Here is a 20,588-nt window from a genome sequence, read left to right on the forward strand (position 1 = left end):
TGCACTACGGCAAACTGGATCCTTTGACGAACGGATTGGGACAGGCTCTTACGGATGGGCGCAATCAGGCGAAGGAACCGACCTTCTCTGCCGCCTGGAGGACCGGGGCTACCGGACAGTGACAGCACGGCTCCATGTCCAAGGCATCGCGCAGCACACGGTCGTCCACACGGGCAAAGCACTCCGGAAAGAGTTCTACTACTCGGTTGGGTACGGCGCGGTCGCGCGGCGCCACTTCGGAGCACTTCGCGCTGCTGCGACCTTTCCTGGACCACTACTCACACTCGTCCGCAGGAAGACACTAGAGGGCAATAGGACCACGCTTGCGTTGTCGGTCTCGGCAGCCCTTGGGCGCATGGTCGGGACATTCATGGGTGAGCGGGTCATCGCCATTCCGCGAATCGGAAAATGGAGCTGAGCTTGCGACGCCACGCGAGCTAGCCGTGCTCTGAAGGTCACTGCGCCCGCATCGCGAGGTAGTGCGATCCGCCTGGCTCCAACCCGCGCCGATTCGCTGCTCTGCCACGATATACGAGATAAACAATCACGATCGCGAGCACATTGACGACGAACCGCCCACTTGTGAAGTATGGGATCCTTCCAAGTTCAACGAGCCCGACACAGAGACTGCAGTATCCGACGATTCCGGCAACACTGGCACGCCGACAAGATCTATAAAGCCCACCAGCCAGGACTCCCCAAAGAGCCCACAGGATAACCGCCATCGGGCCGAGCTCGACAAAGATGGGAACGATCCCGCTCGGATTGTTGAACTCCGGATTCCCGGTTGTAGATAGCAAAGCAACCCACCACGCGTGATATTCGGCAGGCGTATAGATGCTAAATAGATGTCCGAAACCAGGGGCATCGCTTAGGAACTGGGTCGAGAGCGGCCAACCGCCCAACGAGCCCGAGTCGCGCAAAATCGCGCCATTATTCGCTGCGGTGGCATAGTATCCAAGAATTCGGTCGTAGGCGAACCACATCAAACCACCTTCGGTTCTACTCGCATAATGGCTGCTCCAACTCCGGCCACGCTCTGTGATCGCGAACAGGAGCAGCATCAACATCGGCGCCAGTAGGTAGACGGCCTTTGCCCACCGATTTCCGCCCCTAACAAAGGACTCGGAACCTCCGCGCGATACATTTACCAGCAGGGCGACCGCGACCACGGGAACCACGACGGTTATCAGACTGAGGCGTTCACTATTCAGGAATGCCCGAAGTATTGACAGCGTCAAGACCGCGCTAACCATCACCGCCCTTCGGCGCCCGCATCTCCAAAGGATGACAAGGCATACGGCAAGGCTGGGCGCCATTTCGGTCAACGTACTCAGGCCTGGAACGGTAACCAATACTGCGCGGGCACGATAGGAAGCACCCGACTCCCCCATCAGTGCAGAGTATGCGATATCGGGTGTCAATCCGTGCGTGACCGCCGACACAAGCCACGTGGCATATCCCACTAACACTAGCCCAAACAGGAAATTGGATGCCCGCACCAGGCGATCCACATCGACAGAAAGCTCGACCGCCACCGGCCGCCCCCCAGAATCAGCGTTTGATATCCCGATTCCGAGGGCTATGCACGCCGCACCGAGCAGCGAGATCGCAAGGTCGGCACTCCCGAAATGCCATTGCACGCCCCACGATTCATGCTGCTCAGGAGTCGACACCAACGCTGGCGCGACTGCAAGTATGAGTCCGATAAAGAGCAGCGACATGGGATGCACCAACCAAGACCCGTCGACCCTCAGGAGCGCGCGCGTGGGCGACCCCGACTGCGCAACTTCACGATCTCTGCGAACGCTCACGACCACTCCTTGTCCAACTTGGATCTGTACGCTTGCCGCGCAATATCCCTTGGCCGCGTGTACTTGCGGCAGGCAAGCGCGCTCCGTCAGACCGACAGAAGGTTTCCGATCGGTCTTCTAGACGTACTGTTGTCCCCCGGCTAGCGATCGAGCAAGATCAGTCATGGTCCTCGCTGATCGATCCCACGTGAATCGTCTCGAGATATCGCGAATGGCTTCAGTGTTCGGAGTTGCGCAGACGGCCGATTCCAAGCCATTCAGGATTGAGTCGACAGATAATTGGTCAACGAAGATCGCAGTCGACTCATTACCCGCCGCGAGCCACCTGTAACTCGGTATATCGCTCAAGATGAGAGCGCCATTGGTCACGCCAGCAGCTTCAACGACTGGGATACCGAATCCTTCTGCGAGACTCACACTAACGAAGGCCGTCGCGCGCATGTACAGATACGCAAGTTCAGGATCAGGGACTCGACCAAGAAATCGAACATTTTCCCCAGCGATGCTTCGAAGATCTGTATCGGCCTTGAATGCGGCGGCCTCGGCGCCGACTACAAGCAGGGGAAATTCCGACTGGATCCGGATAGGTAGCGCCTGGTGCGCACTGATTAGGCGCCGCAGATTCTTCCGGGGCTCAAGGTTGCCCACTGTCAGAAAGTATCGAGCCGGAATGTTGAATGAGGGCTCTCTCAGCTCGCCATCGTGCAACTTGGTTGGAGCATTGGGTACGACCTTGACGGGTATTCCGGGTGCAGCCAATGTTTGCACCTCCTCGAGCACCGGATCACTAACGACCGCGATTGCACGTGCGTTCCGCAAGTGGAATCTGAGCAGTCGTTGATGCAGCGAGACATATAGCGGACTGAACCATTCGGGATTAGTAAGGGGAAAGAGATCGTGAATAGTAACGATGTGCTCGCTTGCCAACACCGGAGATCGCGATGTCAGGGACAACACGACCTTCCCCCTCCCCTGGACGGGAAGACGAACCTGAAGATCGATCCACTCCGCCGTTCGCGACCTCGCAAATTTGCTGGACCGAATCTCGAATACATCCTCTTCGGTTTCCAGCATTCGATTGGCTATCTCGGTTGCATACCTCTGCTGCCCCGTGACCGGCTGACTTCGAAAGTATCCATTGATGGCAATCACTAGATTCCTAACGGCTGACTGTGGGATCTGAATGGAGGTCTTCGTACATTCTTGTGGTGGCCGACTTCACGCGGCGCAGGTCGTAGCGCACGCGTGCTTCGCGCCAAGCCTGTCCGCCCTCAAATTCACACCTCATTGGGTCGGACAACCGCGCAACTATCGCCGCGGATAACTGTTCCGGCGCGTCTTGAGGAACGATTTCTCCAGCCCCTGGCGGAATACTTCCCGATCCCTCAACGCGGGTAACGACCAGACTTCTTCCTGCAGCCATGGCTTCCATCGCGGCGAGACTGAGGCCGGCCTCCCAACGGGACGGAAGTGCCACGAGGTCGGCCGCCTCCAGCCACGGCCATACGTCCCTTTTGGCGCCGACGATATTGATGCCGGACACTCGGTCCGCGAGGCGTAGAAGTTCGAGGTGATTCGGCCCATCGCCAACCAATAGGAGTTGCGCGGACGGAATCTCTGCTAGCACGTCTCGCCAGACTCCAACGAGTCTGTCCTGGCCCTTCTGTAGACACAGGCGGCCGACGCAGATAACAGTTGGTGCGTCCTTCAACCCGAGCGATTGGCGGGCCTCGCTGGGTGTGCGAAACTCCCTCGTGGGTATGTGGATGCCATTCGGGATTACTACTATCGACCCAGTGATGCCCACCGCCCGCCCCTGCGCAGCTTCGTCGGCAGAGACCGCGACCGTAGCGGTCGACCACCGGCTTCCTAGGCGCTCCCAAGTCACTACGGCGGGACGCAGAACGGGAGCCGCCGCGTGGAACGACCAGGCGTGCGGCTGATACACAGTCAGACGGCGACCGCGAATTGCGAGTCGGCCCGCTAGCCCCGCCTTCGCGGAGTGAAGATGCACCACCTCGGGTCGCGTCCGCCTCACAATCTGGGCTATGTCGCGTGTCTCGCGTAACGTGCTCGGCCTGGGCGACCGCCTGGCGTCCCATCGATGGTGGTTTGCGCCCGCCTCGACGACGGCGTCCGCAAGTTCGCCTCCCCTGGGGCATGCAACATGGACGTCCCAGCCCATCTCCACCTGATCACGCACCATGCCGACGAGAACCTTTGCGACACCCGCCTCGGTCGGCTGGCTAACGTGAAGGATCTTCACGGCTGCGCCTGGCTAGGTGCCGAGGAATTGAGACGCCTGGGCGCGCGCTCTGGTGCGTAGCCGTATCCATACCCGTACCCCTTGGATTCCAAGGTCGCTGGCACCTTGTTGAAGACGACGCCGACGAGCGACGCATCAACCTGTGTCAAACGCTCCACAGATTGCGCGACTTGGTCGCGCGATGGCCTGCCGTGACTCACCACGACAATCGCACCGTCCGCCTCCGCAGCCAGCAACGCGGCGTCCGTAACAGGGAGTAGCGGCGGCGTATCGATGAGGACTATCTCGTACGACTGCCGCGCAACATCAATCAACTCGCGCATCGCATTCGTTTGGAGAAGCTCAGCCGGGTTCGGGGGGACGGGACCCGATGCAAGGACATGCAGCCCACTTCGCGTGTGGGTCTGGATCGCGTCGGCGAACAAAGCCCTTCCGAGTAGCAGACTCGTGACGCCAACAGCGTCGTCCAGGCCTAGGCGCGTGACCGCACGCGGCCTACGCAGATCGCCCTCGATCAGCAGGGTCTTGGTGCCGCCCTGCGCGAGGCTCACGGCAAGATTGACAGCCGTGCTCGTCTTGCCCTCCTCAGGAATGGACGACGTAACTACGAAGACCTTCTGTTTGGCGTCCACGTCGACGAACTGGAGGTTTGTGCGCAGCACGCGAAACGCCTCCGCTCTGGGCGAGTGGGTGGAGGTGTCCGTGATCAGCGGGGCCTTGGGGACCGACGGGTCGAAGCCGATCGATCCGAGGATCGGGGCGCCGGTGATCTCGTTGAGGTCCGCCGCTGTGCGAACCCGCGTGTCGAGGGCGTGGCGCAGTACTGCGCTAGCCAATCCGAGGAGACCTCCGAACGTGATGCCGAGGCCGATGTTTCGAACCCAGTTCGGGGCGACCGGGACGTCACCAAACGAGGCATCGTCGACGATGGTGGCTTTGATCGGGGCGATCTTCTCCCCCGGCGGCGTCTCGAGCTCGCGGACAAGATCGGTCAACTGCTCGGCGTACGACTGGGCGATCCGCTGAGCCTCGGCCGGGTCGGTGTCCGTGACCGTGAGTGTCAGGTTCACCGTGTCAAGTACGACCGATGACGAGACCTGGTCCGTCAGCGCCGCCGTATTGCCGCCTAGCTTTTGGTCCTTGGCAACCCGATCGGCGAGTTCGCGGCTCGTGACTAGGTCCGCGTACGACTTCACCCGTTGCGCGGAGAACTGGCCACCGCTGTAGAGCGCCGCGTCGTCGGCCTCCGAGGTCGAGATGAAGAGCCGCGCCGTCGAGGCGTACATCGGGGTCTGCAGCGCGGTGACGCCGGCGGCGATGCCGGTCACCAGCAGGGTGATCAGCAGGATGCTCGGCCAGCGTTTGCGCAGGATCTGTAGGTAGTCGCGGAGTTCCATGGGTCATGCCCCCTCTCGGCGCGCGCTCATCGGCAGGCGCTTTCGATCGACCCCGAGTGGTCCTGTTCTGCGATCGACGGTGTGACGGTGTAGGCGGAGTCGCCGGTCTGGCCGGCGCCGCCCCGCATCGTCCACGCGAGGTCGACCTTCTGGCCCGGGGCGAGTTCGATGTAGAACTCGGCCACCGGACGCCCGTCCTGCACCGTGCGGAGCGGGGTGAGCGGCTTGGCGTTCAGGGTGAACGCCTGGGCCCGGCCGCCGGCCGGGGCGAGCACCCGGACCGTCACGATCTGGCTGCCCGGCTCGGTCGTGACACCGCGGCCGGCGACGTAGGCCGGCAGGTCGGCGGCGTCCGTCGGGGCCGTCGACCAGAGGCGGGCCTTCGCCGCGAAGCCCTGGACGCCGTCGGTGCAGTAGGTGGCGTTGGCGTCGACCTCGTAGCGGAGGAAGTACGACAGCTTCGCCGCCGTCGTGTCGTTCATCGTCACCGTGATCTGCGGCTCCTTCACCTCCGGATCGGTGATCAGCTCGCCGGCGACCGGGGAGCCGGACAGGTGCTCCTGCTCCTCGGTGTGGAAGGAGTGGGCGAAGACGCGGTGCTCGTCCACGGACTGGGCCAGCGCGCCGACCAGGCCGGCGCCACCGCCTGCGCCCGAGGTGAAACGCTCGAAGGCCTCGGCGGCGACGTCGGCGAAGAACTGGTCCTGGGCCCGCGGGTCGTCCAGACGCAGGTACGTGGTGTGCAGCAGCTCCTCGACCACCGTGTCGCCGCGCAGCTCGATGCCGTCGACCGTGATCGGTCCCGTCTCGTCCAGCACGTAGCCGAGCGACACCGTGTCGACCAGGAGCACGCCGTCGACCGACTCCCCCGGATAGGCCAGCTCCCAGCGCGCCCGCATCAGGTCCGCGGCCCGCGGCACGTCCGGCGTCAGGTTGGCGTTGACGAAGTAGGTGCCGAGCAGGTTGCCGAACTGGTCGCGCTCCGGCTTGGTCAGCGGGAGGACCGGCGCGGCCGTCTCGCCGAAGGAGCCGCCGGAGACCTGGCGGCCGATCGTCAGGACGCCGTCGTCGGCGTGCAGCGCCGTCACCGCGCCCGGCAGGCCGCCGGTCGCGCGGATCTCGGCGTTGTTCTGGAAGACCATCAGGATCGTGCGCGGCTCGTCCGCGCCGAGCATGCCCGGCAGGATGTCGAGGGTCGTGCTGGCCGCGGTCATCGCCTTGTCGGCCTGCGCGACCTGCCCGCGGAAGTCGTGGAACCGGTCGGCCAGGCGGGTGGTGAAGCCCGAGGCGTCCTCCGCCTGGAGGGTGCGGTCGGCGTCGTCGAAGGCCTGCTGGGCGTCGCTGACCGGGCCGGACAGGTCGCGCAGCGCGTCCAGGTCGACCGCGCCGCCGTGCGGCAGCAGCTGGTCCACCCGGTCGGAGACCTCCAGCAGCGGGGCCAGGCCGTCGGTGGCCAGGTCGTCGATGACGCGGCTCGTGGTCCGCACGCCGTGGGCGTCGTCGCCCAGCCAGGGCAGCCGCGTCAGCATGCCCCAGGTCGCCGTGTCCGTGCGGTCGGCCGCGTCCGCCGACGCCTCGCGCAGCGCCGCCAGCTCGACCTCGGCCGCGGCCGTCGCCTCCGCGGCGTCCGCGTCCTCGGCCGTCAGCGCCGAGCGCAGCGCCGAGGCGTGGTCGACCGCCTCCTCGAGGCTGCGCGCGACCTGCCAGGCCTGCCACGCGCACCACACCGCGACGCCGAGCACCAGCGTTGCCGCGACGGCACCGCCGATCCACAGCGAGCGCACCCGCATCCTCTACCCCCGTTGGTCGTGCCCTGCTGGGCGTGCCGACAGCCGCGCCCGGGCGCGCCCTCGGTCCCCGGGTGTGTCCCTGGGGCCGGGGCGCACCGCCCCGCGGGCGCGCCGTCGGCGGATCAGTCCTGCGTCACTTCACGTTGACGGCGAAGCGGTCCCGAGCCGTCTTGAGGCCCTTGACGTTGTACTTCGCGATGCACTTCCACTTGCCCGACTTCGCGAAGGACAGGTCGACGTGCGCCTTGCCGGCCTTGTTGAGGCCGTCGGTGTCGGTGACCTTCGACTTGCCCTTCCAGCACTTCACGAGAACCGTGGTGCCCGGCTCGGGCTTGATGTTGCCCGGGATCTTGACCTTCACGGCGACGGGGACGGTCTTGTTCTTCTTGGCCCACTTCGGTGCGGCAGCGACGACGATGGGCTTCGGGCAGCTCTGGTAGCCCGAGCAGCCGGCCTGCGCCGGCGTCGCCGCAGTGGTCACGAGCCCGACGGTCGCCAGCGCGACCGCAAGCAGATAGACGATCAACTTCTTCATGGTGGAGCCCCCAGATCGATGGCCGCGGGCGCAACGCAGCCCGCGGTCGAGACGAATCAGGAGGATGACAGGGCCACTTGTCCTGGGTCCGGCGAAATTGAGCCGTTTCATCAACCTGGAGGAGAAAGCCGGGATTGCGGGTTTCCGGGGTGTTTCGGGGGGTGGGTGTGGGGTGAACCTGGGGCGTCTGGGTGGGGTGGTTTCGAGGCTCGGCGCTGGGGCGCCTCGCACCTCAACCACCGGCCTTGCTCGCTTCGCTCGCACCTCAACCACCGGCCTGGCTCGCGTTGGGTGGTTTCGAGGCTCGCTTCGCTCGCACCTCAACCACCGGTTGGGCGCGCACCTCAACCACCGAAGCGCGGTTAGGCGGGGACGAGGAGGGAGGCGTGGAGGGCGGCCTTGACCTCGGCGGCGTCGAAGGCGTCGTCGAGGAAGGCGGCGGTGAGGTAGGTGGCGCCGTTGGTCTCGCCGACGCAGACGGTGATGGCGCTGGGGCCGCCGGGGGCGGCGACGCAGGAGATGTCGGTGAAGTCGGTGGGGCGGTTCCAGGGGAGGCTGTCGACGAAGGTCATCGTGCGGGGGGCGGGGGTCGGGGAGCTGAAGTCGCCCATCGAGTACCAGCCCTTCTGGAAGGCCCGCAGGCCCTTCGCCTCCGCGACCAGCGGTACGCCGAGCTTGAGGTCGGCCTTCAGCTTCGCGGCGATGTCCTGCGGGGTCGGGGCGGCCTCGGGGATCCAGATGCTGCCGACGAAGTTGCCGAGGCCGGCGCCCTGGCCGGGGAGGTAGCGGCGGAGGTCGACGAGGACGGTGGGGCCGGCGGTGGGGTGGACGAGGCCGCGCTGGAGCATCTCGTTCTGGATCACCGACGCGCGGATCGCCGTGCGGCCCGGCCGCGACTCCTGGGTCTTGCGCCACCGGTTGAGCTCGGCGACGTTCCCGGTGTCGCTCATCACCGAGACGCTGCGGATCCGGGAGGCGCCGTCGGCGTGCAGGGCGGTGGACGGGCCGGCGGCGAGCGCCTCGGCGAAGCGGGCCCGGTCGGCGTCGTACGCCTTCTTCGCCTGCCACAGCGTCCCGGGCTCGCGCAGCGCGTGCGCCATCGCGCGGCGGGTCAGCCGGCCGTCGTCGTGGCGGTCCGCCTTCACCTCCGGCGCCTCGGGGTCGATCAGCCAGCGGCTCTGGACGAAGTTGTGGGCATCCCCCAGGGCGTGGATGTTGTGGTAGACGACGATCTCGTTGCCCACCTCGACGCGGAACGGCACGGTGCCGATCGGCTGGTTGACGATCCGCTCGGTCGCGCCGTCGAGCGCGTCGAGGGCGAGCGAGGGCGACTCCACGACGATCTCGTCGATGCGCCGGTGGAGCTCCTCGGTCGAGGTGGCCTCGTCCCACCGCAGCCCGTCGGGGTCGAAGCGCCGGAAGTAGCGGTGCCCGGGATCGACCTCGGCCAGGTGGCGCAGGTGGTCGCGCACCCGGTCGGCGGTGAGGCCCGGGACCGGGCCGCCGGCGAAGGCCGACTGCAGTCGGGACCAGTACTTGTCGCGGGTGCGCAGGGGCGTGACTGACACGGCCGACACTGTAGGGACGGCGTCGGCGCCGCCGAGGCGAAACCGCAGCAGGTTCACCGAGTCGTCAGGACCGGTCCAGATGTCTGTGGAACAGGCCCGCCAGGCGCCCCACCTCGGTGCGCAGCTCGAAGTCGCGGCACACCAGCGCGCGCCCCGCCTCGACCCGCGCCCGGACGACCTCCGGGGCGTCCTCGAGGATGCGGGTGAGGGCTGCGGCCAGGCTGGCGGGGTCGGCGGGCTCCGCGAGCAGACCGGTCTCCCCGTCGACCACGATCTCCGGGATGCCCGACAGCCGCGTCGACACGGTCGGTACGCCGGAGGCGAGCGCCTCCATCAGCGCGACCGGCAGCCCCTCCATCTGCCCGTCCCGCGCCACCACGCTGGGCAGCACGAAGAGGTCCGCCGCGGCCAGCGCCTCGCGCACCTCCGCCTCGCTGCGCGGCCCCAGGAACCGCACCCGGTCGGCCACCCCGAGCTCGGCGGCGAGCTTCTCCAGGTCGGTCCGCAGGACGCCGTCGCCGATCAGGTCCAGGTGCAGCCGGTCGACCACGGCCAGCGCGCGCAGCAGGGTGGCGTGGCCCTTGTACTCCTGCAGCGACGCGACGCAGAGCCCGCGCACCGGACCCGACGCCGGGATGCTCCGCGGCACGAACGGGTACGCCGCCGTGTCCACCCCGCAGTGCACGAGGTCGACCTCGGTGCCGGTCCCCAGGTCGTCGAGCAGCGCGCGGTTGAACTCCGAGATGGTCACCACGAACTCCGCGTCGGCGACCTTGCGGTGCAGCATCGAGGCGTCGACGTACAGGTCGTGCGCGTGCGCCGTGAAGGAGTACGTCGTGCCCGCCAGCCGCCCGCAGACCCACGCCGCCAGCGCCGGGTAGGTCGCGTAGTGGGCGTGCACGTGCGCGCCCGTGCCGGCGAGCTGACGCGCGTGGCTGGTGGCGAGCGCGAACGCGATGAGCGCGCGCGGGAGCAGCGCCGGGCTGCCGGTATGGGCGCGCACCACGATGGCCAGGGCCGCGAGGAGCCGCAGCGGGCGGGTGGCGAGCGCCCAGGCCAGGCCGCGGGCCGCGTCGGCGCGCGAGGGCCGGACCAGCCGCGGCACCCACGGCCGGGCGACGTCGTGCACCGTCGTGTCCGGCGACGGGAAGAGCGACCGGACGCCGACCTCGACCCCGGGCAGCCCGGCGAGCGCGTCGAGCTCGCGGACGATGAACGTCTCCGACGTGCGGGGGAAGCGCGAGGTGAGGTACTCGATCCTCATCGGACCGCGTCGTAGTAGAGGGCGCGGAGGTTCCCCACCCAGGCGCGGGCGGAGAAGTGGGCGTCGACGTGGGTGGCCGCGGCCGCGCCGAGCGCCTGGGATCTCGGGGAATCGGCGAGCAGGCCGGCGACCGCGTCGGCGATCGCGGCGGGGTCGTGCGGCGGCACGAGGAGGCCGGTCTCCCCGGGGACGACCATGTCGGGGATCCCGCCGATCGCCGAGGCCACCACGGGCTTCCCCGAGGCGCCGGCCTCCATCACCACGGTCGGGAGGTTCTCGCCGTGCGTCGACGGGAGCAGTACGACGTCAGCCGCCCGGTACACGTCCGGCATGTCCGAGCGCACCCCGGCGAAGCGGACGGCGTCGTGCAGGCCGAGGTCGGCGACCCGCTTGCGCAGGTCGTCCTCGAGCTCGCCGCCGCCGACCAGCGCGAGGACCGCGTCGGGGAAGCGGGCGCGCACCGCGGGCCAGGCGGAGAGCGCGACGGGGATCCCCTTGAAGTCGCGGAAGGCGGCCGGGACCACCACGACGTGCTCCGCTCCCCCGCCGAGCGCGGCGCGGACCTCCGGGTCCGCGGGGCCGGGGCGGTAGAGCGTGAGGTCGATGCCGTTGTGCACCACCGACCAGTTCGGCGGTGTCGCTGTGGGTCGGTAGGCGCGGTGGAAGGAGTCGAGGGAGGCCTGGGAGACGAACACCGCCCCACGGCTGCGGGTGGCCGCCGCGACGGCCAGCCGCTCGCGCTGCGCGGCGCGCCCCTCCAGCGGCCGCTGGACGTGGTGGAAGGTGCAGACCGCCGGCCGCCGCGCGATCGCCGCCGCCGGCACCGCCAGCGTCATCGCCATCTCGAGGTGGGCGTGCACCACGTCGCACCGCGAGCGCCGGATCTCGGCCACCAGCCGCGGGACCGCGGTCGGATCGAGGAGGCGCTTCACGCCGAGGTTGCGCGGCTCGATGCCGCTGTCCCTGAGGATCTCGACGGTCTTCGCCGCGTTGTGCGACGCCGGGCCCACCGCGACGATGTCCAGCTCGAGGCCGGCGTCGCGGGCGGCGACGGCCAGCGGCGCCAGGAGGGTCTCGGCGCCGCCCATGCGGAAGGCGTCGATCAGCGTCAGGACACGCACGGGCACCCCCGGTGGCTGCTTCAGGACTGGCTGGTCGAGGACTGGCTACTCAAGAACTTGGAGCCGACTCCACGGGACGTTCCGGAGGGAGTCGTAGTCACCGGTGAAACCGGCCGCGCGGTAGACGGTACCGAGATTCCCGGACGTTGAGTCGCGTTCGAGCTCGAAGCTGATGCTGAGGCCGGCGCCGCCCTTGTCCATGACGAAGCCGCCGTACCGCTTGAGCGCCTTGGCGACCGCCCGCTCGCCGGGCGTGAGGTCGAGCGCCTTGAGCCTCACGCCGGGAGCGAGCCGGAGCCGGCTGCCCATCGGGAGGCAGTCGGAGCGGGTCGAGTCGCCGTCGGTCTTCAGCGCGGGCCTGACGAAGACGCCCCGGCACACGTTGCTGGACTGGAACGCCAGCGCGTGCCTGATCCGGCCGGAGGCCACCTCGTGGGTGCGGACGACGCCCCCGAGGCGGGAGGCGCCCGAGCCGGTGGCGGCGCCGCCCCAGCCGCGGCCGGTGATCGAGTTGATCGCGCCCCACGAGGCCGTCCAGGTGCTGCCCCACTTCGCCGCCTGCCAGAACTCGTAGCTCCTCCCGGCGGCGCGGTCGACCACGACCAGGGCGCCGTCGGAGCCGGTGTGCGGCCGGGCCTTGTCGGGGATCGGGATCCGGACGCCGCTGAACGGGCAGGGGCCCCAGGTGTAGACGCGGCAGCCGACCGAGTACGTCGGGGCGTCGCCGGCGGCGTACAGCGGGATCGCGAACTCGTAGAGGTTCGCGTAGACGGCGTCGGCGGGGACGACCGCGGCGACCTGGGCGGCGCTGCCCCGGGCGACGTCGGCGGCCCTCGCGTCCTTCTGCCGCCACGGGCTCCTCTCCGAGAAGAGCTGGTTCGGGATGCCCCTCGTCATGCCGCTCGCCCTGGCCGCGGCCGCCCTCTCCGCCGGAGGCGGGGTGGCCGTCCCCGGGCAGGTCACGAGGAGGACGCCGGTGACGCAGGCGAGGACGACCGCCGGCACCAGCCAGCGTCGCCGTCGGACGGAGGGACCCGAGAGAATCATGCGACTCAGCGTCGCAGACAGACCAGCCACCGCTCGACCCCTCCGCCGACTGCTGAGACCGGCCTACCGGGACCGCCGGCGCCGCACGAGCACCACCGCGCCCGCCGCGACGGCGACGACGCCGAGCGCCACGGTGACCACCGGCCCGCCGACGGCCTGCACCTCGTGCACCACGCCGAACGCCAGCGCGCCCGCGGCGCCGACCGCGAGGCCGCGCAGCCCGAGGCGGTAGCCCGCCCACTCCCCCGGCGTCGCCCGCACCAGGACGACGAGGAGGATGACCGTCACCGCCACCAGCCCGACCAGGTAGGCGAGCGCGGCCCCGGTGGCGCCGTACTCCCGGCTCAGCGGGACCGCGAGCGCGATCGTGAGCAGCATCGCCAGCACCCAGCCGACCGAGACCACGACGGTCCGGCCGAGCGCGTTGAGCGCCTGGCTGAACACCATCGTCAGGGCGGCGACGCCGCCCGAGACGAGCAGGATCGCCAGGGCGCCCTCGGCGGGGAGGAAGTCCTCGCCGAAGAACGTCAGGCCGGTCCGGCTCGCGCCCGCCGCCGCGCACAGCCCGACGAAGAGCGGGACGAACGTGCGCTGCAGGGTGGCCACGATGTCGTACACGAAGCCGCCCAGCCCCGAGCCCGCCTGCCGGTCCTCGTGCAGCCGCTTGACCAGCGAGGGGTAGATGATCGCCGCGAGCCGGTAGTGGACGTCGAAGATCCGGATCGCGATGCTCTGCGCCCGGCTGAACGCGCCGACGACGGCGATCGGGGCGAGCGCGCCGAGGATCCAGAGCAGGCCCTGGGACTGGAAGCCGATCGCGAGCGCGCCCGGCGCGACCGTCAGGCCGAACTTGTACAGCCCGGGGACCTCGCGCCAACCCTCGCGGAAGCCGCCGCGCCCCGCCCGCCAGGACAGGTACGGGCGGGCCTGCCACAGCCGGTAGCCGAGGCTGACCACCGACGCGATCAGCGAGGCGAACGTGATCGCCCACACTGAGTGCGTGACCACCGCGAGGGCGGCCGAGGCGACGGTCAGCGTGAGCGAGTTGAGGATGCGCGCGGTGGCGAGCGGCCCCGCGGCGCGGTACGCCGACAGCACGCCGTCGAGGTTCCAGGCGAGCTTGTCGAAGAGGAGGTAGCCCCCCAGCAGCGCCAGCATCGGGCCGACCGCCTGCGGCACGTCCGCCGCGTCGCGCAGGTAGATCGCGGTGCCGACCGCGACCACCGGGAGCAGCACGACGGTGACGCCGAGCGAGGCCGAGATGGTGGCCAGCGCGATGCCCGACCCCTTCACCGACCGCGGCGGCTCGACGGCCAGCAGGCGGACCAGCGCGACGTCCTCGCCCAGCGTCGTGATCACCGAGAGGGCGGCGATGGCGGCGTACGCCAGGGCGAACTCACCGAGGATCGAGGCGCCGTAGATGCGGGAGATGACCACGGCGCTGATGAGCCCCAGGGCGATGTTGGCGAACGAGCCGAACATCGCGATGTTGGTGGCGCGCTTGAGAAACCCCTGGTCCCCGCTGTCGGGTGCGCTCTCCGGGGTGCGCTCCGGCGTGTTCTCGGTGGTGGTCACGTGGGGGTCCCCGATCGGTTGCGGGTGCGGGCGACGAGGTGGGAGAGCCGGAACCGCCAGCGCCTCCTCCGTCGTGGGACGAGCAGTGGGGTCAGCCCGGTGACGACGGCCTCCTCGGCCGGCCGTCCGCGGGCGATGGCGGAGCGGGAGGCGAGCCAGAGCACGTTGCCGGCCAGCTCGTGGCCGGTCAGCCGGGGCCCGACGACCTCGGGCCGGCGCTCGAGGTCGACGCTGAGCAGGTGCGGCAGCACGGCGGCGATGTGGCTGAGGCCGACGTTGGTGCGCGAGCTCATCGAGGCCTCCGCGACCCGGTAGAAGAAGGTCGCGCCGGGCGTGCAGTGGACCGGGCCGAGCAGGGAGACCGCCAGCCAGAACCCGTAGTCCTCGGCGGCGGCGAGCGCCGCGGGGAACCCGCCCGCGGCCCAGAAGTGCTCCCGGCGGAACAGGCCGTTGGCGGAGGTGATCGGGTTGCCGTGGAGGAAGTCCTCGTGCCGCAGCAGCCAGGCCCCGTCCGCCAGCGGCTCGACCGGGAGGTCGCGGATCGTCGAGGGGTCGGGGATCACCCGCGGCGGGACGGAGGCGGCGCGCGGCGGCCCCGGGATGTCGAGCGGGTCGGCCGTCCGCGGGTCGGCGAGCGGGCTGGTGGAGAAGCGGATGCTGCCCGCGCTGAGCGCGTGCGCGTCCGGGTGCGCGGCGGCGTACTCCAGCAGGAGCGCGAGGTGCTCGGGGTGCCAGACGTCGTCGCCGTCGAGGAACGCGACCCAGTCCGTGCCGAGCGCCGCGGCGCCGCGGTTGCGGCCGACGGCCAGGCCGCTGGCCGGGATGGGCATCACCCGGACCTCGGGCCAGCGCGCCCGCACGAGGTCGGCGGTGCCGTCGGTCGAGGCGTCGTCGACGAGCAGCACGGTGACCGGGCCGGGGTAGGTCTGGGCGAGCACCGACTCGATGGTGTCGGCGACGAGGTGGGCGCCGTTGCGGACCGGGATCACCACGCCGACGCTGGGCAGTGCCGCACCCGTCCCGCCGGTCATCGCGGGACCCGCTCGGTCAGGTGGGCGGCGACCCGCTCGGCGGCGACCGCCCAGGACTGCTGCACGTGGTCGTGGCCGGCGTCCCCGAGCCGCTGCGCGAGGTCCGGGTCCAGGAGCAGGCGCACCATCGCGTCCGCGAGCGCCGGCGGGTCGCTCGGCGGGACGAGCAGGCCGGTGACCCCGTCCCGGATCGCCTCGGGGAGGTCGCCGACGGTGGTGCCGACGACCGGCCGGCCGAACGTGTACGCCAGGTGCGCGACGCCGCTCTGGCTGGCGCGCACGTACGGCGTCACCACCACCCGCGCCTCGCCGACGGTGCCCGGCACGTCCTCGACGGCGACGTACCCGGGCCGGGGGCTCACCCCGCCGATGCCCTGGGCGCGGGCGAGGAGCGCGGCGCGGTCGACGTCCGCGCCGACGGCCCCGGCGAGCACCAGCCGCGCCTCGGGGAGCTCGTCGCGGACCAGCGCCCAGGCGTCGAGCAGGACGTCGATGCCCTTGTAGGTCGTCCAGGTGCCGAAGAAGAGGGCGACCGGCGCGGTCGAGGCCGCCGGCCGGACCGGCGCGGTGCCGCCGGCGAGCGCGGCCTCGTCGCCGTGCGGGATGACGACCACCGGGCACCGCGGCCGCCAGTGGTCGAGCACCGCGGACCGGGTCCGCTCGCCCAGGACGAAGGCGACGTCCAGTTCCCGCCACGCCGCGCCGAAGGTGCGCTCCAGCAGCGCGCCCGACCTGGGGGTGCTGGTGTCCCTCGCGTCCGAGCGCGGGAACGGCTCGTGGGCGACGATCCCGATCCGCGTGCCCGGGAGCAGGCGCGCGATCGCGACCGCGAAGGCGGGCTCGAAGGTGAAGCGCCAGTGCTGGAACAGGACCGCCCCCGGCCTCAGGCGCACGAGGTGGACCGTGAGGACGACCCACGCCAGGACCAGCCGGGCGGCGCGCCAGCCGCGGCGCGCGAGGCGGACGGCCCTCGGCGCGTCCTCGCCCTCGGTGGGGTGCCAGGTCGGCAGCACCGGCCTGATCTCGAAGCCGGGCACGCCGCTGTCGAGCTCGGGGTCGGGGCCGGTCAGCAGCACGACCTCCTCGCCCCGGCGGGCGAGGGCGCGGCCGAGCTGGGCGGCGTACTGGAAGAGGCCGCCCGACGGCGACATCTCGACCAGGACGATCTGCCGGCCGGTCACGCCAGCGCCTCCTCACGGGGCATCGTGGTCGGGGCCGGGGCGGCCGGGGTACGCCGGCGGCGGAACCGCGCCAGCAGCAGGACCCCGCCACCGGCCAGGGTCGCCGAGCCCGCCGCGAGCAGCAGCCCGGGCGTCGGGTGGGTCCGGTGCCGGGTGGTCGTCGGCTCGCCCACGAGCCGCAGCACGTAGCCGAGGTAGGGCTTCGCCGCGCTCCTCCCCTGCGCGCGGTCGATCGCGACCCGCAGCTGCTCGGCGGCGGTCCCGCGGTCCGGGGCCTCCGCGCTCACGGTGATCAGGCCGCGGACCGGGTCCGACACCGCGCTGACAGCGGCGTCGTCCGGGTCGATCACCAGGGCGGCGTACGACGGCAGCGTGCTGCGCCGGGTGCGCAGGTCGAGCAGGTAGGAATACCAGCCGTCGTGCTCGTCGAGGACGGGGACGAGCGTGACCTGCTGGGTGGCGGTGGCGGCGGTGCCCGCCGTCGCGCGGGCGACGCCGAGGCCGACCGCGGTGGCGACCGCGACCGCCGCCGCCACCGTCCCCGTCCAGCGCAGCAGCCGCGCGCGGGTCGCGGCCGGGACGGGCGGGCCCGCGTCGGAGAGCACCGCGACGCCGAGCGCGAGGAAGACGGCGAGGGTCCGCGGGAACGCCAGGTGCAGCAGGACGCTCGCCAGCGCCCAGGCGAGCAGGGCCGCCGGTGGGGCGGCCGCGAGCACCAGGCGCCCCGGCGCCCACTGCCGGGTGCGGGCCAGCGCGACGAGCGTCATCGCCAGGAACCCGCCGAACATCACCGCCCAGCCGGCCAGCCCGACCACGCCGGTGTCGGAGAGCAGCTCGAGGTAGAGGTTGTGCGTGGCCGGCGGCGGGTCGGGCACGGCGGTCTCGACGAACCCCGCGTAGGCCGGCACCAGGCCCTCGTAGGTGCCGGGCCCCGAGCCGACCAGGGGCCGCTCGGAGAAGATCTTCCACGCGACCTCCTGCGCCTCCACGCGGCCGAGCACGGAGGGGTCGACGGTGTACTTCGTCGCCGTGGACGACGCCTGCTCGACGAGCAGCAGGAACCGGTCGCCGATGCCGGGGACGAGGAACGCGGCCACCACGACGACGGGCACCAGCCGCAGCCCCAGTCGGCGCGCCCGCGGGCCGCTCGCCACCACCCACACCGCGACGGCCACCCCCGCCGCGAGCAGCGTGCCGCGCGACTGGGTCAGGTAGACGCCGGCGGCGATGGCGAGCGCGGCGCCGGCGTGCAGCAGGCCCTGCCAGCGGCGCGCGTTGCTGGTGCCGGAGCTCAGCTGGTGGGTGGCCAGCGCCAGCGCGAACGGCAGGCCCATCACCAGGTGCCGGCCCCAGAAGTTCGAGTCGGGCAGCGGCCCCGAGTGCCGCGGCGTGACGATCAGCTCCCCCTCGTTGAGGGAGATCCGGGCGAACCCGGCGAACGCCGCCGGGTCGTGGAGGACCAGCTGGTTGACCACCGACAGGCCCGCGATCGCCGCCATCGTCAGCACCGCGGCCGACGCCACGAACCACGTCCGCCCGCCGAGCTGGACCAGCACCAGCACGATCAGCCCGAACGCCAGGTCGATCGCCACCCGGGCGATCGCGCCGACGCTCGCGCCGACGTCCACGCTGCTGGGGAGCGTGAGGACCAGCGAGCCGAGGTAGACCCCGACCAGCGCGGCCGCGAGGAACGTCCAGCGGTCCAGGCGCGCCCGCAGCTCCGGGCGCCGCAGCGCCAGCGCCGCCGCCACCGCGCCGTAGAGGAGCATCAGGCGGAAGACCGACGGCAGCCCCCACTCCGCCAGGACGCCGGAGACGTTGGCGACCTCCACGACCACCATCTGCGCGGCGACGAGCGCCGGCCGGCGTACCGAGTGGACGAGCAGGGGGACCGCGACCGCGAGCCCGAGCAGCGCCGCCCCGAGCGCGCCCGTCCCGGGCAGCTGGCTCATCGCCAGCGCCGCCCCGCAGGCCACGACGAACAGGGCCGGCCACGGGCCCTGGACGGTCGGCTCCCGTCGGACGCTCACGGCACGTCGTACGACGGCGCGGGCCCGCGGCGCGCGAGGAGCCGCGTGAGGGCCAGCCCCAGGCCGTAGCCGACGAGGCCGCCGGCGAGGGTGAGCACGAAGGTGCGCTGCCACCCGCCGGCCAGACTGGCGAGCTCGGTGCTGCTCGGCTCCTCCACCACGACCAGCGCGAACGGCCCCGACACGCTGGCCGCCTGGTCGGAGGCCTGGTCGATCACCGAGGCGAGCGCGGTCGCGGCGGCCTCCTCGCCGCCGGCGGTCAGCCGCATCGTGATCAGCGTCGTGTCCGGGACCGCCCCCGCCTCGAGCCCGAGGTCGGCGGCCTCCGTCCCGGCCCGCGACGCGGCCTCGTCCAGCCACGTCTGCTGGCCGAGCACGGCGGCCGCGGTGCGCGTCGCCTGGCCACCGCTGAGCACCTCCCAGCGGCCGCCGATCTCGGCCGGCCGGGTGCCCTCGGCCGGCGTCATCGCCAGCGTCGCCGTCGCCAGGTAGCGCGGCGGCGCCTCGCCGACCACGGCCGCCGCGACGATGCCGAGGAGGGCGCCGGCGACGGTGAGGCCGACGACGAGCCAGCGGCTCTGCCGCAGGACGGAGCGGATGCCCATGCGGTCTCCCCCCACCCTGACGGCCACCTGGCGCTCGGACTGCGGGAGCGTATCCGCCGCGCGCGCGTCGCGACGGCCGTTTGCCGGGGATGCCCACGCGGGGCGTCCCGGCGATGGTGCCGAGCGCCGCAGCCCCACGCCGCCGATCACCGCGGGACCTTCTTCCACAGCGCCGCGGAGTGGTCGCGCCGCCAGCTGTTCCGGGCCATCCGGCCCAGCGCCGCCGGCGGGACCGCCTGCATGCCGACCACGGCGGCCACCGGTCGCAGCGGGCCCGCGACCGGGACCGCGCCGCGGTAGCCGAGCACCAGGTACGCCGTCGCGGCGAGGACCGCCGCGCCGACGCCGCGCCCCCGCGCGGCCGCGGCCAGCACGCCCGACCAGAACGCGACCGGCCCCAGGGTCATCCGCACGTACTTGTGGGCGATGTAGTGCCGCCCGACCGGCCAGCGCGCCAGGTGCCGCAGCCGCGGGGTCGCCTCGGTGAGCACCCCCTCGGCCATGCGGACCCGCCGCTCCCACTGGTCCGCGGGCGCCGCCGCCGGCTCGGAGGTGAGGATCGCCGTGGCCTTCGTGACGCGGCGACCGCGCGCCACGTAGTGCGCCGCCAGCTCGAAGTCGTCCAGGATCGCCGTCGCCGAGAGCGGCACGTAGTCGGCCCGGCGCGTCGCGAGGAACTCCCCCGCCACCGCCAGCGTCTCCCCGTCCGAGGACCGACCGGCCAGCACCCGCTCGTAGAGCCAGAAGGCGCGCTCCGAACCACCCGACTCCGTCTTCGTGGCCGTCACCAGGTGGCTCTCGCGGAGCTTGTCGACCGCCAGGTCCAGCCACCCCGCGGGGCCGATCTCGCAGTTGGCGTCGGTGAAGACCACGACGTCGGCCACGCTGCCGGCCACGCCGGTGTTCAGGGCGACCGCCTTGCCCTCCCGCGGTCGCACCACCACCTGGTCGGCGCCCGCGCGGGCCGCCGCGGCGGCCGTCAGGTCGTCGCTGGCCAGCACGACGACGCGGGCCGCGCCGTCGTACCGCTCGAACTCGGCGCGCAGCGACGCGACCTTCGGGCCGATCGTCGACGCCTCGAGGTACGCCGGCACCATCACGTCGACGCTGGGCGAGCGCGTCAGCGGGGTCAGCCGCGCGCCACCGGTCCAGGTCGGGCCGGGGCGGGCGAGCAGGGGGATGGTCACGCAGGCCGCGAACGCGCCGGCGGCGGCGAGCGCGACGTGGGAGCTTCTGTCCACGCGGGGAGCTTTCTGGACGAGCGTGCGTGAGCAGCTCTGCTCACGGGAGGCGTGGAGCAGAGTGCCCGTTGTGCCGCCGCTGCGCCGCCGTATCCCGAGTGGTTCTTCCCACGTTCCCGAACC

At 71.1% G+C, this 20,588-nt stretch carries 16 protein-coding genes; all 16 read right to left on the reverse strand.

The window, feature by feature from the left end:
- Window positions 1-455 precede the first annotated feature (455 nt).
- Complete coding sequence (locus tag ABLM29_RS08100) at window positions 456-1,724, reverse strand: hypothetical protein (protein ID WP_349713573.1); 1,269 nt, start codon at window positions 1,722-1,724, stop codon at window positions 456-458.
- A 207-nt stretch (window positions 1,725-1,931) separates the two neighbouring features.
- Window positions 1,932-2,888 carry a glycosyltransferase family 4 protein gene (locus tag ABLM29_RS22310; protein WP_502889195.1) on the reverse strand — a complete coding sequence of 319 codons (957 nt, stop codon included), beginning with the start codon at window positions 2,886-2,888 and terminating at the stop codon, window positions 1,932-1,934.
- An 85-nt stretch (window positions 2,889-2,973) separates the two neighbouring features.
- Window positions 2,974-4,080, reverse strand: coding sequence for a glycosyltransferase (locus ABLM29_RS22315; protein ID WP_502889191.1), 1,107 nt, complete (start codon window positions 4,078-4,080; stop codon window positions 2,974-2,976).
- Window positions 4,077-5,477, reverse strand: coding sequence for a tyrosine-protein kinase domain-containing protein (locus ABLM29_RS08105; protein ID WP_349713575.1), 1,401 nt, complete (start codon window positions 5,475-5,477; stop codon window positions 4,077-4,079). Before ABLM29_RS08105 ends, ABLM29_RS22315 begins: the two co-directional genes overlap by 4 nt.
- Before the next feature lie 26 nt (window positions 5,478-5,503).
- Window positions 5,504-7,261, reverse strand: a complete 1,758-nt coding sequence (locus ABLM29_RS08110; protein ID WP_349713576.1) for a DUF4012 domain-containing protein — start codon at window positions 7,259-7,261, stop codon at window positions 5,504-5,506.
- A gap of 139 nt (window positions 7,262-7,400) precedes the next feature.
- Window positions 7,401-7,802 carry a hypothetical protein gene (locus tag ABLM29_RS08115; RefSeq protein ID WP_349713577.1) on the reverse strand — a complete coding sequence of 134 codons (402 nt, stop codon included), beginning with the start codon at window positions 7,800-7,802 and terminating at the stop codon, window positions 7,401-7,403.
- A 362-nt stretch (window positions 7,803-8,164) separates the two neighbouring features.
- Window positions 8,165-9,370 (reverse strand): hypothetical protein, encoded by a 1,206-nt coding sequence (locus ABLM29_RS08120; protein ID WP_349713578.1) that lies wholly within the window; start codon window positions 9,368-9,370, stop codon window positions 8,165-8,167.
- Between the two features lie 64 nt (window positions 9,371-9,434).
- Window positions 9,435-10,634, reverse strand: coding sequence for a glycosyltransferase (locus ABLM29_RS08125; RefSeq protein WP_349713579.1), 1,200 nt, complete (start codon window positions 10,632-10,634; stop codon window positions 9,435-9,437).
- Entirely contained in the window at window positions 10,631-11,761 is a 1,131-nt protein-coding gene (locus ABLM29_RS08130) for a glycosyltransferase family 4 protein (RefSeq protein ID WP_349713580.1), read from the reverse strand. Before ABLM29_RS08130 ends, ABLM29_RS08125 begins: the two co-directional genes overlap by 4 nt.
- Window positions 11,762-11,800: 39 nt before the next feature.
- Entirely contained in the window at window positions 11,801-12,652 is an 852-nt protein-coding gene (locus ABLM29_RS08135; protein ID WP_349713582.1) for a hypothetical protein, read from the reverse strand.
- Window positions 12,653-12,865: 213 nt separating this feature from the next.
- Window positions 12,866-14,377: an oligosaccharide flippase family protein gene (locus ABLM29_RS08140; RefSeq protein WP_349713583.1), complete on the reverse strand. Its 1,512-nt coding sequence runs from the start codon at window positions 14,375-14,377 to the stop codon at window positions 12,866-12,868.
- Window positions 14,374-15,408: a glycosyltransferase family A protein gene (locus tag ABLM29_RS08145; protein WP_349713585.1), complete on the reverse strand. Its 1,035-nt coding sequence runs from the start codon at window positions 15,406-15,408 to the stop codon at window positions 14,374-14,376. The genes ABLM29_RS08140 and ABLM29_RS08145 overlap by 4 nt, the downstream gene beginning before the upstream one ends.
- A complete protein-coding gene (locus ABLM29_RS08150; RefSeq protein WP_349713586.1) occupies window positions 15,405-16,589 on the reverse strand; it encodes a glycosyltransferase family 4 protein in 1,185 nt (394 codons plus the stop codon). The genes ABLM29_RS08145 and ABLM29_RS08150 overlap by 4 nt, the downstream gene beginning before the upstream one ends.
- Entirely contained in the window at window positions 16,586-18,619 is a 2,034-nt protein-coding gene (locus ABLM29_RS08155; RefSeq protein WP_349713588.1) for an O-antigen ligase family protein, read from the reverse strand. Before ABLM29_RS08155 ends, ABLM29_RS08150 begins: the two co-directional genes overlap by 4 nt.
- Window positions 18,616-19,224 (reverse strand): Wzz/FepE/Etk N-terminal domain-containing protein, encoded by a 609-nt coding sequence (locus ABLM29_RS08160; RefSeq protein WP_349713590.1) that lies wholly within the window; start codon window positions 19,222-19,224, stop codon window positions 18,616-18,618. Before ABLM29_RS08160 ends, ABLM29_RS08155 begins: the two co-directional genes overlap by 4 nt.
- Before the next feature lie 146 nt (window positions 19,225-19,370).
- The gene (locus ABLM29_RS08165) at window positions 19,371-20,465 is read right to left on the reverse strand and encodes a glycosyltransferase (protein WP_349713591.1); all 1,095 of its coding nucleotides are present in this window, start codon (window positions 20,463-20,465) and stop codon (window positions 19,371-19,373) included.
- Window positions 20,466-20,588: the final 123 nt, after the last annotated feature.

This window comes from Nocardioides sp. YIM 152588, from assembly GCF_040191335.1.
GTDB lineage: Bacteria > Actinomycetota > Actinomycetes > Propionibacteriales > Nocardioidaceae > Nocardioides.

Bases quoted from the DNA above. Each gene is read 5' to 3' on its own strand.
- ABLM29_RS08145 (WP_349713585.1), bottom strand. From the start codon at position 15,408: ATGACCGGCGGGACGGGTGCGGCACTGCCCAGCGTCGGCGTGGTGATC.
- ABLM29_RS08125 (WP_349713579.1), bottom strand. From the start codon at position 10,634: ATGAGGATCGAGTACCTCACCTCGCGCTTCCCCCGCACGTCGGAGACG.
- ABLM29_RS08115 (WP_349713577.1), bottom strand. From the start codon at position 7,802: ATGAAGAAGTTGATCGTCTATCTGCTTGCGGTCGCGCTGGCGACCGTC.
- ABLM29_RS22310 (WP_502889195.1), bottom strand. From the start codon at position 2,888: ATGCTGGAAACCGAAGAGGATGTATTCGAGATTCGGTCCAGCAAATTT.
- ABLM29_RS08160 (WP_349713590.1), bottom strand. From the start codon at position 19,224: ATGGGCATCCGCTCCGTCCTGCGGCAGAGCCGCTGGCTCGTCGTCGGC.
- ABLM29_RS08100 (WP_349713573.1), bottom strand. From the start codon at position 1,724: ATGTCGCTGCTCTTTATCGGACTCATACTTGCAGTCGCGCCAGCGTTG.
- ABLM29_RS08135 (WP_349713582.1), bottom strand. From the start codon at position 12,652: ATGACGAGGGGCATCCCGAACCAGCTCTTCTCGGAGAGGAGCCCGTGG.
- ABLM29_RS08105 (WP_349713575.1), bottom strand. From the start codon at position 5,477: ATGGAACTCCGCGACTACCTACAGATCCTGCGCAAACGCTGGCCGAGC.